The 15,699-nt window shown below is 62.4% G+C and carries 16 protein-coding genes; 6 read left to right on the top strand and 10 right to left on the bottom strand.

From position 1 onward, the window contains the following. Positions 1–36: 36 nt before the first annotated feature. Together ACR0K1_RS17815 and ACR0K1_RS17810 are read right to left on the bottom strand one after the other, a co-directional pair. Positions 37–489, bottom strand: coding sequence for a GAF domain-containing protein (locus ACR0K1_RS17815; RefSeq protein WP_480615742.1), 453 nt, complete (start codon positions 487–489; stop codon positions 37–39). Positions 490–584: 95 nt separating this feature from the next. Beyond that, complete coding sequence (locus tag ACR0K1_RS17810; protein ID WP_480615740.1) at positions 585–1,757, bottom strand: thiolase family protein; 1,173 nt, start codon at positions 1,755–1,757, stop codon at positions 585–587. A gap of 101 nt (positions 1,758–1,858) precedes the next feature. Between ACR0K1_RS17810 and ACR0K1_RS17805 the strand changes: the two genes are divergently transcribed. The 3 genes from ACR0K1_RS17805 (at position 1,859) to ggt (ending at position 4,458) form a co-directional block, all read left to right on the top strand. Next, on the top strand, positions 1,859–2,197 hold the full coding sequence (locus tag ACR0K1_RS17805; RefSeq protein ID WP_480615738.1) for an STAS domain-containing protein: 339 nt from the start codon (positions 1,859–1,861) through the stop codon (positions 2,195–2,197). A 19-nt stretch (positions 2,198–2,216) separates the two neighbouring features. Beyond that, on the top strand, positions 2,217–2,666 hold the full coding sequence (locus ACR0K1_RS17800; protein ID WP_480615736.1) for an ATP-binding protein: 450 nt from the start codon (positions 2,217–2,219) through the stop codon (positions 2,664–2,666). Between the two features lie 214 nt (positions 2,667–2,880). Continuing rightward, positions 2,881–4,458, top strand: a complete 1,578-nt coding sequence (gene ggt, locus ACR0K1_RS17795) for a gamma-glutamyltransferase (protein ID WP_480851386.1) — start codon at positions 2,881–2,883, stop codon at positions 4,456–4,458. A gap of 35 nt (positions 4,459–4,493) precedes the next feature. On the opposite strand, the gene hspQ is transcribed toward ggt, so the two are convergent. After that, positions 4,494–4,820: a heat shock protein HspQ gene (hspQ, locus tag ACR0K1_RS17790; protein WP_480615732.1), complete on the bottom strand. Its 327-nt coding sequence runs from the start codon at positions 4,818–4,820 to the stop codon at positions 4,494–4,496. An 81-nt stretch (positions 4,821–4,901) separates the two neighbouring features. On the opposite strand from hspQ, the gene ACR0K1_RS17785 reads away from it, so the two are divergent. Then, positions 4,902–5,783 carry an AEC family transporter gene (locus tag ACR0K1_RS17785; protein WP_480851385.1) on the top strand — a complete coding sequence of 294 codons (882 nt, stop codon included), beginning with the start codon at positions 4,902–4,904 and terminating at the stop codon, positions 5,781–5,783. Between the two features lie 60 nt (positions 5,784–5,843). Continuing rightward, positions 5,844–6,425 (top strand): transglycosylase SLT domain-containing protein, encoded by a 582-nt coding sequence (locus ACR0K1_RS17780; RefSeq protein WP_480615728.1) that lies wholly within the window; start codon positions 5,844–5,846, stop codon positions 6,423–6,425. A gap of 13 nt (positions 6,426–6,438) precedes the next feature. Here the strand turns inward: ACR0K1_RS17780 and ACR0K1_RS17775 are convergent, their stop codons facing one another. The 4 genes from ACR0K1_RS17775 to ACR0K1_RS17760 all read right to left on the bottom strand — a co-directional run bounded on the left by ACR0K1_RS17775 (position 6,439) and on the right by ACR0K1_RS17760 (position 12,591). After that, the gene (locus ACR0K1_RS17775; RefSeq protein ID WP_480615726.1) at positions 6,439–7,035 is read right to left on the bottom strand and encodes a LolA family protein; all 597 of its coding nucleotides are present in this window, start codon (positions 7,033–7,035) and stop codon (positions 6,439–6,441) included. 39 nt (positions 7,036–7,074) lie between these two features. Further along, the gene (locus ACR0K1_RS17770) at positions 7,075–9,957 is read right to left on the bottom strand and encodes a DNA translocase FtsK (protein ID WP_480615724.1); all 2,883 of its coding nucleotides are present in this window, start codon (positions 9,955–9,957) and stop codon (positions 7,075–7,077) included. Positions 9,958–9,971: 14 nt separating this feature from the next. After that, positions 9,972–11,153, bottom strand: a complete 1,182-nt coding sequence (locus ACR0K1_RS17765; protein WP_480615722.1) for an aminotransferase class I/II-fold pyridoxal phosphate-dependent enzyme — start codon at positions 11,151–11,153, stop codon at positions 9,972–9,974. Between the two features lie 109 nt (positions 11,154–11,262). Next, entirely contained in the window at positions 11,263–12,591 is a 1,329-nt protein-coding gene (locus ACR0K1_RS17760; RefSeq protein ID WP_480615720.1) for an amidase, read from the bottom strand. A gap of 89 nt (positions 12,592–12,680) precedes the next feature. Here ACR0K1_RS17760 and ACR0K1_RS17755 point away from each other — a divergent pair, with 89 nt between their 5' ends. Next, complete coding sequence (locus tag ACR0K1_RS17755; protein WP_480615718.1) at positions 12,681–13,907, top strand: FAD-dependent monooxygenase; 1,227 nt, start codon at positions 12,681–12,683, stop codon at positions 13,905–13,907. Here ACR0K1_RS17755 and ACR0K1_RS17750 read toward each other — a convergent pair. Genes ACR0K1_RS17750 through trxA form a run of 3 tightly spaced genes read right to left on the bottom strand, consistent with a single transcriptional unit; the run spans position 13,904 to position 15,672 of the window. After that, complete coding sequence (locus ACR0K1_RS17750) at positions 13,904–14,089, bottom strand: Trm112 family protein (RefSeq protein WP_480615716.1); 186 nt, start codon at positions 14,087–14,089, stop codon at positions 13,904–13,906. The genes ACR0K1_RS17755 and ACR0K1_RS17750 overlap by 4 nt on opposite strands. Then, positions 14,086–14,727, bottom strand: a complete 642-nt coding sequence (locus ACR0K1_RS17745) for an LON peptidase substrate-binding domain-containing protein (RefSeq protein WP_480615714.1) — start codon at positions 14,725–14,727, stop codon at positions 14,086–14,088. Before ACR0K1_RS17745 ends, ACR0K1_RS17750 begins: the two co-directional genes overlap by 4 nt. A 27-nt stretch (positions 14,728–14,754) precedes the next feature. Continuing rightward, the gene (gene trxA, locus ACR0K1_RS17740) at positions 14,755–15,672 is read right to left on the bottom strand and encodes a thioredoxin (RefSeq protein WP_480615712.1); all 918 of its coding nucleotides are present in this window, start codon (positions 15,670–15,672) and stop codon (positions 14,755–14,757) included. Positions 15,673–15,699 lie beyond the last annotated feature (27 nt).

Raw genomic sequence — 15,699 nt, 5'->3', positions numbered from 1 at the left:
TGATCTGGCTATGTTCGCGACGCAGCAGGCGCTGGATCACACCTCGAACACTTGGGCCAGAATCGCACTCAACCGATCTGCGTCATTCTGATCGAACGCATCCGGCTGGTCGCTGTCGATGTCAAAGACCGCAATGACCTCGCCCCGGGCGTCGCGCACCGGCAGAACCAGTTCGGACCGGGTTGAGCTTGCGCAGGCGATATGGTCCGGAAAGGCGTCCACATCCGGGACCAGCTGAGCCTCGCCCGTCCGGGCCGCCGCGCCGCACACGCCGCGGTCGAAGGGGATGACGAGGCATCCGTGACCGCCCTGATAGGGTCCGATCTTCAGCAGATCGGGCTCGGTCACCCGGTAGAACCCGGTCCAGTCGCACCGATCATCGGCATGATGAACCTCGCAGGCGATGGTCGCCATCAGGGCGATCTGGTCGGTCTCGCCTTCGGTCAGGGCGGCGATGGTCTTGGTCAGCGTGTCGTAGTCAACGGTCATGGCAGGGTTTCTTGGGGTCTGAGGGGTGGGGGCGCTGCCCCCTCTTGAGCCTGCGGCTCAATTCACCCCCGGAGTATTTGGAAAAAGATGAAGCGTCAAACCCGTTCGATGGCGATGGCCGTACCTTCGCCGCCGCCGATGCATATTGCTGCGACTCCGCGTTTGAGATCTCGTTTTTCCAGCGCGTTCAGCAGTGTGACCATGATCCGTGCCCCGGATGCGCCGATCGGGTGCCCGAGTGCACAGGCCCCACCGTTCACGTTCACCTTTTCGCGCGGCAGACCCATTTCCTGCATGAAGGCCATGGGGACGACGGCGAAGGCTTCGTTGACCTCCCACAGATCCACGTCATCCTTGCTCCAGCCGATGCGCGACAGCAGTTTTTGCGCCGCGGGAATCGGTGCCGTGGTGAACAGGCCCGGTGCCTGGGCATGGCTTGCGTGCCCAAGAATGCGGGCGCGCACCGCCAGACCCTGCGCCTCGGCGGCATCAGCAGAGGCCAGAACCAGCGCAGCGGCACCATCAGAGATCGACGAGGAATTGGCCGCTGTCACCGTCCCGTCCTTGCGGAAGGCGGGTTTCAGGGTCGGGATTTTCTCGGGCCGGGCGGATTTTGGCTGCTCATCGGCACCCTGCGTGACCTCTCCCTTGCGGGTTTGGACGAGGACCGGGGTGATTTCATCGTCGAATGCGCCGCTTTCCTGAGCAGCCAGGGCATTTGACAGGGATTTCAGGGCGTATTCGTCCTGCGCCTCGCGGGTGAACTGATAGGTTTCGGCGCAGTCTTCGGCAAAGGTGCCCATCAGGCGGCCCTTGTCATAGGCATCCTCGAGCCCGTCGAGGAACATGTGATCGACCACCTGACCATGGCCGATGCGGGCTCCGCCGCGCATTTTAGGCAGCAGGTAGGGCGCGTTGGTCATGCTTTCCATCCCGCCTGCGACCATCGTGTCGGCGTGGCCCAGCGCGATCTGGTCAAAGGCGATCATCGCCGCCTTCATCCCCGACCCGCACATCTTGTTGAGCGTTGTGGCGGGCACCTCTTCGCCAAGCCCCGCCGCGAATCCGGCCTGTCGCGCGGGGGCCTGGCCCTGACCGGCAGGCAGGACGCAGCCCATCAGGACCTCATCCACCGTTTGCGTGTTGGCCTGTTGCAGCGCTGCGCGGATCGCGGTGCCGCCCAGATCGGCGGCGGCGACCCCGTCGAACATGCCCTGAAACCCGCCCATCGGTGTGCGGGCGGCCCCTACGATCACGACGTCTTTCATCCCGGTTTTCCTCCTGCTTGTCCGAGCATGAATACCGATTGGTAAGATTTGCCGTCTAGCGTATTTTTACGACGCAGTTTCAGATTGAGGGGCGGTTGACCATGGGGCTGACCAGCACAACGACCGGCACAACACAGGTTATCACGGTCCATGCCGACCGGATCGATGCGGCAATGGCCATTCAGTTCAAGGAAGACATGCGCAGCGAGACCGAGGCGGATGCGACTCGGGTTGTGCTGGACCTGTCGGGGGTCGAATTCATCGATTCCAGCGGATTGGGTGCGATTGTCGCCTCGATGAAGCAACTGGGGCAGGATCGCAGGCTGGATCTGGCCGGTCTGCAGCCGGTTGTCGAAAAGGTGTTTCGCCTGACGCGCATGGACACGGTCTTCAGGCTGTTCGCCACATTGGACGACGCGGTGTCAGACCCTGTGGACTGACTTCGGCAGGAGTGAGCGTGTGAAACCCGCATGTGATGAAACCCGTATGGAACTGACCTTCCCCGCAACCGCGTCCGAGGCCAGCGCGGGCATTGCGCAACTCAGCACCGGGTTGGCAAAGCAGGGTCTGCCTGCGCACATGGCCGGCGATGTCAGGATTGCATTGGCAGAGGCGATCAACAACGTGGTGGAACACGCCTATGCCGGGATCGCGGCGACGAAGGTTCAGGTGTCGTGCAGGCTGGATCAGGATCAGTTGGACATCCTGATCACGGATACCGGGAACCCGCTGCCGGGGTGCCAGCCGCCCGACGGGGTTCCGGCGCAGATCGGATCATCGGTTCAGGACCTGCCCGAGGGCGGGTTTGGCTGGTTTCTGATCCACCAACTGACAAGCGATATCCGGTATGAGCGGCGTCAGGGATGCAACCTGCTGTCCCTGCGCTTTGACTTTGACCGCCATGATTGACCGCAAATGGCCACAATAAGGCCTCTTTCGAACCATTGTAGCGCCCAAAACCAGCATCATACCTAGTCTTGTAGCTCAGATAGCTTCCCTCGGCGCCATTAATCACAGCCCCCACCCAGTGACCGGCGCCGAGGAACTTCCCCCCCCTTAAATTGCTGGACAATACCGGATCAGGTTTTACCTTCGCCCCGTTGCAGGCAACAGGAGGGGTAATATGCGGGATTTGCACAAACCGGGCCGGTCCGAAGTTCTGGCCACCGAGGGGATGTGTGCGACATCGCATCCGCTGGCTGCAAAGGTTGCGCTCGACATTCTGGGGCAAGGCGGCAACGCGATGGATGCGGCGATTGCCGGGGCGGTGGTGCTGGGCATTTGTGAGCCGCAGATGACGGGGTTGGGCGGCGATTGCTTTGTGTTGTTCAACCGCGCCGGTGAAAGTGACGTGCGCGCGCTGAACGGGTCGGGCCGTGCCCCAGCAGCGGCCAGTGCCGACAGGTTGCGGGACCAGGGCCTGTCTGCCGTGCCCCTGAACAGCGCCGATGCAGTGACGATACCGGGCGCGGTGGATGCGTTTTGCCATCTGGCCGACTCCGAGGGGTGTTTGGGTCTGGATGCGATTCTGCAGCCCGCGATTCGCTATGCGGAACAGGGCGTTCCGGTGGCCCCGCGCGTGGCATTCGACTGGCAAAGCGGGGCTGACACGCTGCAGGGTGCGGCGCGCAGCCACTATCTGATCAACGGCAAGGTACCGGGCACCGGCCAGATATTCCGCGCCCCCGGCCAGGCTGAGGTTCTACGCCAGATCTCGAAACACGGGCCCGACGCGTTCTATTCGGGCGAGATTGCGCAGGACATGGTGTTGGCCCTGTCGGCGATGGGTGGCCTGCACACGGCGGAAGACTTTCAGACCACCCGCTGCACCCCGGCTGAACCGCTGAGCGGGGATTATCAGGGCATCGACCTTGTCGAGCATCCACCGAACGGGCAAGGCGCGACGGCGATCTTGCTGCTGAACATTCTCAAACATTTCGACCTGTCCGCCATGGACCCGCTTGGTGCGGAACGGGTGCATATCGAAGCCGAGGCCTCCAAGCTGGCCTATGACGCCCGCAACCGGTTCATTGCTGACCCCGATCACATGGCCGGTGTGGACCGGCTCCTCGACCCCGACACCGCTGCCAAGCTGGCCGCTTTGATCGACCCGAAGGCCGCAATGCCCGCCGCCGCCCCGCTGACCGAGGCGATCCACAAGGACACGGTCTATATCACCGTGGTCGACCGGGACAGAATGGCGGTGTCGCTGATCTATTCGATCTTCCACAGTTTTGGATCCGGCATTGCCTCGGAAAAATACGGCATTCTGCTGCAGAACCGGGGGGCGGGGTTCAATCTGCAGCCGGGTCATCCGAATGAGCTGGGCGGCGGCAAACGCCCGATGCACACGATCATCCCCGGCCTGCTGAAACAGGGCGGGCGCGTGCTGATGCCATTTGGCGTCATGGGCGGGGCATATCAGCCCACCGGCCACGCGCGGTTTGTGTCGAACCTTACGGATTTCGGCATGGACCTGCAGGAGGCGATCGACGCCCCCCGCGCCTTTGCCGACGGGCCGGTTCTAATGGTCGAACGTGGCTTCCCGGCACAGGTCGCGAAACAATTATCGGAAATGGGGCACACTATTGAGCACCCGGAAACCCCCTTGGGTGGAGCGCAAGCGATCCGAATCCGGGATGACGGTGTTCTTGAGGGGGCAAGCGACCCCAGAAAAGACGGATGCGCGTTGGGATATTGAAATCTCACCCGCCTAAAGGCGGACGCCGGACTGAATCAATTCAGATGGAAATGCAGCGGGTAGGACCCGTCCTCGAACGGGCCGAACATGTTTGGGATATCCGGGTGTTCGACCGGTTCGCCGGAATAGTCGGCGACCAGATTTTGTTCTGAAACATAAGCCACATAGAAGGATTGGTCGTTTTCCGCCAACAGGTGGTAAAACGGCTGTTCCTTGATGGGCCGGCTGTCCTCGGGAATAGCTTCGTACCATTCTTCGGTATTCGAAAACTCTGGGTCCACGTCAAAGATCACCCCTCGAAAGGGATGTTTCTTGTGACGGACCACCTGTCCCAGGCCGTACTTGGCGCGTGTCTTTAGCATTTGTTTATGCCCCCAAAGCATTTACTACCTGTTTTCGGGCAGAAAATCCAATCATTGATCCGAATTTCGGGGAAACAGTCTGTGAACCTTCTACTGACAGTGTTCGAAATTGCGGCCCCGGTCTTTCTTCTGGCGGGCATCGGTTTTGCATGGGTCCGGCTGGGATTCGAGTATCGGCTTCAATTCGTTACGCGGTTCGGCATGACCCTTGCGCTGCCAAGCCTGATCTTCGTCGCGCTGATGCAATCCGAGATTTCGGGCGGCGATCTGTCGCGCTTCACGGTCGCAACCCTTGTCGCCAACCTGGCTTTGGTGGCGGTGTTCTGGGTCCTGGTCCGGGTCTTGAAACTGGATCAGCGCACCTATCTGTCGCCGCTGATTTTCGGCAATACCGGCAATCTTGGCCTGCCGCTGTGCCTGTTTGCCTTTGGTCAGGCCGGGCTGGGCTATGCGGTGCTGTTTCTGGCCGTATCCATCCTGTTTTCATTCACTTACGGGATCTACCTTGTCGCGGGCAAAGGCGCGTTCGGGCAGGTGATGCGCCAGCCGATGGTCTGGGCGACCATCCTGGGCGCGCTGTTTCTGTGGCGCGGGTGGGAGACGCCTGTGTTCCTGACCAACACACTTGATCTGCTGGGGCAGATGGCGGTGCCGCTGATGCTGGTGACCGTCGGCGTTGCGGTTGCGCGGCTCAGCACGCATAACTTGGGGCGGGCGGTGTGGCTGTCGCTGCTGAAACTGGCCGTATGCTTCGGGCTTGGCTGGGCCGTAGCCGCCGCGTTCGAACTGGAGTCCGTCGCCTTTGGCGTTCTGGTTCTGCAGATGTGCACCCCGGTCGCGGTCACATCCTATCTGCTGGCGGAACGATTCGGGGCGGATGCGGACGCTGTGGCGGGGATGGTCATGGTCTCGACCCTGTTGTCGGTCGCAGCGCTGCCGATGGTTCTGGCTATGGTTCTGTAGCGATTGTGATTTCCTCGGCGCTCAATCTGCGCTAGAATGCGGAAAAAAGGCACGAGGCACATGAGCAGAATTCTTATCGTACTCTTCGGGGTGCTGCTTTTGGCATCCTGTGGGGGTGGTTCGAAACAACCGCCCAGCAAACTGAATGACGCGTGCAGCATTGCGCGTGAAAAGCCCGATTACATCAGGGCGTTCAAAAGCACCGAACGCAAATGGGGCGTGCCGGTCCACGTCCAGATGGCGACGATCTATCAGGAAAGCCGCTATCGCCACGATGCGCGCACGCCGCACAGATATGTGCTGGGCGTCATTCCGATGGGTCGCCAAAGCAGCGCCTATGGCTATGGTCAGGCGCTGGACGGCACCTGGGATCAGTACCAGCGCGAAACCGGCAAACGCCGGGCCAAGCGGGACCGCATCCGGGATGCCTCGGATTTCATCGGCTGGTACATGAACAAAAGCTACGAGCGGAACGGCATTCATCCGTCCGACACGCGCAACCAGTATCTGGCCTATCACGAAGGTCACACCGGCTATGCGCGCGGCAGCCACAACGGCAAATCATGGCTGCTGAATGTTGCCAATGACGTGGATGCGCGTGCCAACCTGTATCAGGCGCAGCTGGCGACCTGCCGGCACTAAGCCTTAAGGCGGGTCAGCGGTTGCCAGACCCGCTTCTTGTTCTGCTTGAAAACAGGTTCTGATCCAGTTGACCGCCTTCGGTCAGCGCACCCAGCAGCACCGTGGTCTGGCCGCCCGCATTGTCGTGGATCACCCATTTGCGCAGCTCGACCGGGTTGTCGGTGAACATCAGCTCGATCCGCCCCGAGTCGGGGTTTTTGGGGTCCTGCGCGGTCACCACCGTGGCAGTGCCATCGAAATCATGGCCCACAACCATATTCGCCTGACCCAGATTCACATTCCGCGCCAGCACCAGCGACAGCGGGGTCCGTCTCAGCGGGTATTGCTCGGGCGGCTGGTTTGATTTGGGGTCGAAGATTTTGACGCTGCCGGACCGGGCCAGCACCACCGCGCTGTTGGGCGGGTCATATTCGAACCGCATCTTGCCCGGACGTTCCAGCCAGAGCTTTCCGGTACTCAGCGAACCGTCGTCATTGACCTGCGTAAAGGTGGTCTGAACGGTTTTCAGCCCGTTCAGATAATTGGAAATCTGCGACAAAGGCAGCTTGTCGGCGGCCCACGCGGCAGGCGCGGCCAGTGTCAGAGCAAGGGCAAAAGCAATCTGTTTCATGGCTCACAGATAGGCGCTCTGCCCTTGTTATTAAATATCCTATTGCTCGGGGACCAGGATTTCGCGTTTGCCGACGTGATTTGCCGCCGAAACAACGCCTTCGTCCTCCATCTGCTCAACCAGCCGGGCGGCCTTGTTGTACCCGATGGCGAGTTTCCGCTGAATGTACGAGGTCGAGCATTTGCGATCCTTGATCACAATCGCCACCGCCTGGTCGTACAGCGCATCCTCGCCATTGGTGTTGCCACCGGTGTTCAGGCCCAGAACGGCGTCGATATTGTCGGCCTTTTCCTCGGCCGGGCCATCGACCACGCCGCTCATGTAATCGGGCGGACCGAACTGTTTCAGGTGGTTGACGATTTCCTCGACTTCCTCGTCCGAGACAAATGGCCCGTGGCAACGGGTGATCTTGGCCCCGCCCGCCATATAGAGCATGTCGCCCTGCCCCAGCAGTTGCTCGGCGCCCATCTCACCCAGAATGGTGCGGCTGTCGACTTTCGAGGTGACCTGAAACGAGATCCGGGTCGGGAAGTTCGCCTTGATCGTGCCGGTGATCACATCGACCGAGGGGCGCTGTGTGGCCATGATCAGGTGAATGCCCGAGGCCCGCGCCATCTGCGCCAGACGCTGGATGCAGGCCTCGATCTCTTTGCCTGCCACCATCATCAGATCGGCCATCTCGTCGACGATGACGACGATATAGGGCATCGCTTCGGGGGCGAATTCCTCGGTCTCGAACATCGGCTCGCCGGTTTCGTCGTCAAAGCCGGTCTGGACCGTGCGGCTGAACAGCTCGCCCTTGGCCAGCGCGTCTTTCACGCGGCCGTTGTAGCCCGCGATGTTGCGCACGCCCATCTTGGACATCTTGCGATAGCGATCCTCCATCTCGCCCACGACCCATTTCAGGGCCACAACCGCCTTTTTCGGGTCGGTGACAACGGGCGACAGCAGATGCGGGATGCCGTCATAGACAGAAAGTTCCAGCATCTTTGGGTCGATCATGATCAGGCGGCATTCATCCGGTGTCAGCTTATAGAGCAGCGACAGGATCATCGTGTTGATCGCCACCGATTTACCGGACCCGGTGGTCCCCGCGATCAGCAGGTGAGGCATTTTCGCAAGGTTCGCCACCACAGACTCACCGCCGATATCCTTGCCCAAGGCCAGCGGCAGCGCGTGGTTGCCATCGCCAAAATCGCGGCTGGCGAGAATCTCACGCAGCACCACCATCTCGCGGTTTTCGTTGGGCAGTTCGATACCGATCACCGAGCGGCCCGGCAGGGTCGAAACCCGCGCCGACAGGGCCGACATCGAGCGCGCGATATCGTCTGCAAGGCCGATCACCCGGCTGGCTTTCAGACCCGGAGCAGGCTCCAGTTCGTACATGGTGACAACGGGGCCGGGGCGGACGCTGACGATCTCACCCTTGACGCCATAGTCGTCCAGCACGTTTTCCAGCATCCGCGCGTTTTCTTCCAGTGCCTCATCGCTCAGGTGGTGGCGCTGGATGTTGGCCGGGTTCGACAAAAGGCCCAGGGGGGGCAGTTCGAAATCGGAATGCTTGTCCTCGAATGACAGCGCGGGCTGCGCCTCGGCCTGCGCGCGGCGCGAGGGCTGCGGGGTCCGGCGCACAGGCTGCGCGACCACCGGCTTGCGCGGTTCGGCCACCGGGATTTTCATCGCCGGGCGCTGTTGCGGCGCGGGCTCATCGTCGAACACCGCGTCGTCGTCATAGTCGGGCTCGGGCGCATAGTCGTCATGCTCCGGCTCCTGCCATGCAGGCGCGACATCCGCAGACAGCACCGGCTCGGGCGGCAGACCGTCCAACGTGACCGGCGGTTCAGGCGGCAAGCCGTCTTCCACGCCCCGGTTCAGGATCAGCGGGTCCGGCCCCCTGCCCCGGCCTTTGGTCAGCGGCAGGTTCGGATCGGGTTCCGGGGCCATCTCTCCCGTAGCAACCTTGCGATTGCGCACGGCGGCAGAGATTTTTGACCGGATGCGATCTTCACCGGGCATCTCGTCAAAGCCGTGAACTGGCTCGGGATCGATCAGTTCCGGTTCCGGCATCGGATCGGGGCGGCGGATCAGCCCCGGCATGCGGGCCAGCAGACCCATCTTGGGTGCGGGTTCCGGTGCCTCCTCCTCGTCATCCTCAAACAGCGGGTCGGCATAGGCCATGTCGTCGTCAAACGCAGGCTCAAGACGCGCAGCGCGACGGTCTTCCCATTGCGAACGGCGATCCCGCGCGGCCTGCGCGGTGGCCGAGGCCCCGCGACCCAGCAGGTTCATCAGCATGTCGTAGGACATCACCAGGCCAAGCAGGAATGCCCGCAGCCCACGCCGGACATCGGCCCGGGTAAAGCCCAGCACAAACACGCCCAGAGCCAGCATGCCGAACGCCATCGCCAGCGACATCAGCTTAACCAGAAAATGCGAGGAGATCGGCAACAGCGTCAGCAACGCGCCCATCACCGTGTCGCCAAAGAGCCCGCCCAGCCCATAGCTGTGTGTTGCGCGCCAGGCATCGCCGGGCACCAGCGTCGCGGCATAGACGGAAACGACAGCGATCCAGATCGGCGCAAAGATCAGCCGCGCAACGGCGCGATCTTCACCAAAATGACCCGCAAAGCGCAGGCCCCAGCCGATCAGAACCAGCGCAATACCCCAGCTTCCCCAACCGACAATCATGAACAGCGGCGCGGCGATCGAAGCGCCGACCCGTCCCATCCAGTTCTGCACCGGCGCGTCGGTCGATACCATCCAGTTCGGATCATCCGGCGTGTAAGACCAGATCATCGCGGCGGCGGCCAGCCCCAGCAGGATCAGGGCAATCCCGATCAGTTCCTTGCTGCGCCGTTCGATGGCCGCCTGCGTGGTGCTGTCCAGTAACGGGTCGCGGTTGCGCGCGTTCAATGATGCCATTTTGCCCTCGTACCTCACAAATAGATGCAGTCGCGCAGCGTGATCAGCCCGCGCTCCATCTCTGTTTTTGGGGCCACCATCGCGACCCGGATAAAATGCTCGCCCGGGTTTTGCCCCGGATCGCCCTGAGAAAGATATGCGCCCGGCAGGACCCGTACGCCGGTCTGCTGCCACAGCTTCAATGCGGTTTCCTCGCCGTTTTCCACCGGCAGCCACAGGAAAAACCCGGCCTCGGGCGGCATATAGCCCTGCACCCCTGCAAAGACTCGATCCGCGATGGCGTATTTTTCCTGATAAAGCGCGCGGTTCTCGGCAACATGGGCTTCGTCCGCCCAGACCTTGGCCGACGCAGCCTGCAGCGGCAGCGGCAAGGGCGCGCCCGCGTAGCTGCGCAACTGTTTGACCCGCCGGATCGTTTCCGGCCCGCCTGCAATCAGGCCCGAGCGCAGCCCGGCCAGGTTCGACCGTTTCGACAGCGAGTTGAACAGGGTGATCCGCTCCGGGTCGGCCCCAAGCTCTTGCGCCACGGTCAGAATACCGGTTGGGGCCTCGTCGCGGTAAATCTCGGAATAGCATTCATCGGCGAAGATGCGGAAATCATAGGTCTCGGCCAGACTGATCAGGTCCGCCCAATATTCGCGCGACGCGACAGCCCCCTGCGGGTTGGCGGGTGAGCAGATATAGGCCACAGCGGTGCGGTTCAGCACCTCTGCGGGCAGTCCGGCATAGTCGGGCAGGTGCCCGGTTGCGGCGGTTGCGGGCACAAAAACCGGCTCGGCCCCGACCGAGATCGAGGCGACCATGTAGACCTGATAAAACGGGTTCGGGCACAGAACGACCGGCTTCTGCCCGTTCTTCTGTTCGGGGCAAAGCGCCATCGCGGCGTTGTAAAGCCCCTCGCGCGTGCCATTCAGGGCCATCACGTTGGTTTCGGGGTCCATTGTCACGCCATAACGGCGCTTGATCCAGCCGGTGATCGCGCCGCGCAGCTCGGGCGAGCCTTCGTTTGGCGGATAGCCCTGAAACCCGGCAGCGTTTTCCGCGATCACATCCGGGACCCAGGCCGGGAATTCATGCATTGGCGCGCCGATGGTCATATGAATCACATCGCCACCCGGCTGGTGATGATCCAACAGGGTGCGCAGACGCGGGAATGCATATTCCGGTAGGTCCGAAAACCGCTCGGGGAAATCCATAACTACTGCCTCAATATCGGGGTCATTGGCGCCCCGTTTTTTTGGCAGATTACAGCCCAAGGCCCCCTTCGTCCAGACAAAGAGGTTCCGAATCAGGGGATTGTGGCATTCAGGCCAGCGCGGTTTCCGCCGCGGACCCCAGCCGCAAAAGCGCCTCTTCCGAGCCCGGATAGCCCAGCATCATCAGCCCGCAACCGGGGGTTCCGGTGGGCAGGGTCAGCGCGGCCAGCCCCATCAGATTGGCGATCCGGGTGTTGCGCAGGGCCAGCAGGTTCTCGGTCACGTAATAGTCGTGATCGTTCATCAGGCGCTCCAGATTGGGCGGCAGAATCGGGGCAGTCGGGGCGAGGACCGCGTCAAACCCGGCGGTGGCCGCATCCCATGCGGTGCGGCAGGCCTTGAGCTTTGACCACGCGGCCACGTACTCCGGCCCCGAAAACCCTTTGCCCATGCGGAACCGTTCGAGGATTTCGGGATACATCGCCCCGGGGTTCGCCTCGATCACGTCCCGCCACAATCCGTAGGCTTCGGTGGTATAGAGAACCCCGGTCAGGCCCATCGCCTCATTCAGTTCCGGCACGTCCAGCGGGACGATTTCGGCCCCTGCCTCCCTGAGGCGGGCCAATGCGTCGTCATAGGCCCGCCCCGGCGCATCACGCAGATCGTCTTTGACGACGTTTTGAAGATCGGCGAACCGGCGGCCTTGCAGCGAGGCACCCCGCAGGTCGGCCGGGCTTCCACCCTCTAACGCCGCCAGCATATGGGCCGCATCCTCGACCGAGCGCGCAATCGGGCCAACGGTGTCGAACCGCAGGCACAGCGGCACGGCCCCCTCAAGGCTGATCCGCCCGGCGGTGGTTTTCAGACCGACCAGATTGTTCCACGCCGCAGGTATGCGCACCGACCCGCCGGTGTCCGAGCCGATACCACCAGCTGCCAGATTCCAAGCAACCGACGCCGCAGCGCCGGAAGACGAGCCTCCGGGCACCGCGTCCTCATCATCAATGCAGGGCGGGGTTTCGGTGATCGGGTTCAGACCCAGCCCCGAAAAGGCCAGTTCGCTCATATGCGTTTTGCCCAGACACACCGTGCCCATCGCGGTGGCATTGCGCAGCACAATCGCATCCGCGTCCGGAACACGGCCTTTCAGCAGCGCCGATCCGGCCTCGGTCGCGGTCCCGGCGGTGTCGAACAAATCCTTCCAACTGATCGGCACCCCATCCAGCAGGGAACGCCGCAGGCCAAGGCCCGCCCGTTCCTTGGCCGCTTTCGCCTCGGCCCGCGCCCGGTCATGGGTGACGCGGGCATAGATGCGGTCGCGATGGGGATGGTCGTCAATCGCGCTCAGATAGGTCTCGGTCAGTTCGACCGGGTCGATCTGGCCCATGCCGATACCGCGCCCCAGATCGCATGCTGTCATGGTCAGCCAATCCTGCATCTCGCCCCCCTTCGGATTTTCCGCCTGATCCGGACGGTAGCGACAGGACCGCACATGGACAATCCCGAAAGGGCGCGCATAGTGCGGGCATGAACACGGCTTCGGATATCCTGATCGTTGGCGGCGGCCTGAACGGCCCGGCACTGGCTCTGGCATTGGCGCAAACGGGGCATTCCGTCACCGTGATCGATTCTCTGACCGGGAAAGTGCGCAAGAATGCCGCCTTTGACGGGCGGGCTTACGCGCTGGCGCTGGCCTCGCAACGGCTGCTGGATGCGATTGGTGTGTGGGACCGCGTCGCCGACCACGCCCAGCCGATGCTGGAGATCAAGGTAACCGACGGCCATGCGGGCGCGGGCCCGTCGCCGTTTTTCATGCATTTCGACCATGCGGAAATCGAAGAAGGCCCGATGGGTTACATGGTTGAGGATCGCCACCTGCGCCGCGCCTTTCTGGACGCGATGGGCGAGGAAAAGCGCATCACCCAGATCAGCGGCAAGACGGTTGTTTCACAACAGATCGATGTGGCGGGCGTGTCGCTGACCCTTGATGACGGGTCAACCGTTTCGGGCCACTTGGTGGTCGGCTGTGACGGACGCCGCAGCGGCACCGCCGCGCGGGCGGGGATCAAACGGACCGGCTGGGATTACGGCCAGACCGCGCTGGTTTGCGCCATCGAGCATGACCTGCCCCATCACGGCATCGCGCATCAGTTCTTCATGCCGCCGGGCCCCCTGGCCATCCTGCCACTGACCGGCAACCGCAGTTCCATTGTCTGGAGCGAACGCACCGAGACCGCGCACCGCATCAATGCCATGTCCGAGGCCGACTATCTACAGGTCCTGCGCCCCCGCTTCGGCGATTTTCTGGGCGAGATCCGCTTGCAGGGCGATCGATTCACCTATCCGCTGAACCTGACCATCGCCAATTCCTTCGTCGCGGATCACCTCGCGCTGGTCGGCGACGCGGCCCACGGCATGCACCCCATTGCAGGCCAGGGTCTGAACGCGGGTCTGCGCGATGTGGGCGCGCTGGCCGAGGTTCTGACCCTCGCCGGACGGCGCGGCGAGGACATCGGATCCGTGCTGGTGCTGGAGCGCTATCAGGAATGGCGGCGGTTCGACACCGCTTCGCTGGCAATGGCGACAGATGTGTTCAACAGGCTGTTTTCCAACGACAATCCGCTATTGCGGATGGGCCGGGATATCGGCATGGGCATCGTCGGATCACTGCCCGGCCTGCGCCGCGGTTTCGTGCGCGAGGCCGCCGGGCTGACCGGAGACCTGCCGAAACTGCTGCAAGGCCGCTCAATCTAATCCAACTCGCGCGCCTCATCCACCAGCATCACCGGAATCCCGTTGCGGATCGGAAAGGCCAGACCGGCGGCTTTGGACACCAGTTCCTGTTTGTCAGCATCGTAATGCAGGGTGGTGTGGGTCTGCGGGCAGATCAGCGCCTCGAGCATGTGGCGGTCAAAGGCGTGTTCGGGGGTGCTCATTGCAGTGTTTCCTCATTTGAGCCGCCGCGCAGTGCAAACTCGATCAGTGTCACCAGGGTCTCGCGCCGTGTGCGCAGGCACGGAGCCTCGAGCAGGGCCTGTTTGTCCTCGGGGTCGAAATCCAGCAGCATCGACAGCGAGTTGACCAGCAATTCGTCATCGGCATCCTTCAGCGAATCCCAATCCGTGGACAGGTGGCGCGAGGAAAAGAAACGTTCCAGCAAGGTCAGAAACCGGGTGCGGTTGAAATTGTCGTCCTTCTCGGCCTTGCCCAGATCGCGGTCGAACCCGTCCCACGCAACTTCGCAGCGGCGATAGGGGGTGAAGGCATCCGGCTCGGCCCGGATACGGAACCGCGACACACCGGTCAGGGTGATCAGATAGCGACCGTCTTCGGTTTCGGAAAACTGGGTCACGCGACCGGCGCAACCGATCTGGTGCAATTTGCTGTCATCGCTGATCGAGGGGTTGGGCTGGACCATGCCGATCAGCCGCTCTTTGGTCCTGAGCGCGTCATCCAGCATCTGCAGGTAGCGCGGCTCGAAGATATGCAGCGGCAAGCGCGAACGGGGCAGCAGCAGCGCCCCGGGCAATGGAAAAACGGATACCGTATCCGGCAGGTCAGCGGGATGCATCATGTATCCGAGTGTAGCTCTGATCAGAAATTAGGCAAATATCATCGAGCTGAGCTTGCGCCGCCCATTCAGAACAATCGGATCGTTGGGCTTGAGCGCGTCGAAGATCGTGAACAGCTGCGCCTTGGCGGCACCGTCATTCCATTCGCGATCCCGCCGGAACAGTTCCAGCAATTGCGCCACGGCCTCTTCCACATCGCCATTGGCGTGCAGCGCCTGCGCCAGATCGAACCGCGCCTGATGGTTGTCGGCATCCGCTTCGACCGCCGCGGTCAGATCGGCCACGGGACCGGCATCAGCGGCCTGTTTCGCCAGTTCAAGCTGCGCATGGGCGGCCTCGAGTTCAGGCGCATCTGAAATTTCGGCGGGTGCGCCGTTCAGGATCGCCTCGGCCTGATCCAGATCCCCCGCCGCGATATGCGCACGGACCAGCCCGCCATAGGCGGCTGCGTGGTTCGGGTCTTCGCCCAGAATGGCCGAGAAGGTCTGCGCCGCATCCACCGCCGCCCCTTCCGCCAGCATTTCCTCGGCGGCCTGCACGGCGTCATCCAACTGGCCACCGGGGCTTTCGCCGCCCCCGGCTTCGATCACACGGTCGACAAAAGCCTTGACCTCGGACCCCGGCAAAGCGCCCTGAAACCCATCCACCGGCTGGCCCTTGAAGAAGGCATAGACGGTCGGGATTGATTGGATGCGCATTTGCGAGGCGATCATCTGCGCCTCATCCACATTGATCTTGACCATCTTCACCGCACCTTTTGCGGCGGCTACAGCCTCTTCCAGTTGCGGGCCAAGCGTTTTGCACGGGCCGCACCAGGGGGCCCAGAAATCGACGATCACCGGCGTGTCCTGCGATGCCTCGATAACGTCGGCCATAAAGGTGGCCTCGGACCCGTCCTTGATCAGATCGGTGGTCTCAGGTCCGGCTGCGGGGTTCAGAAGGTCCATGGCAATCACTCTTTCGTTCGAATTTGC

Source organism: Ruegeria sp. F5 (genome assembly GCF_056533845.1).
This window is presented reverse-complemented; position numbering and strand designations above follow the sequence as displayed.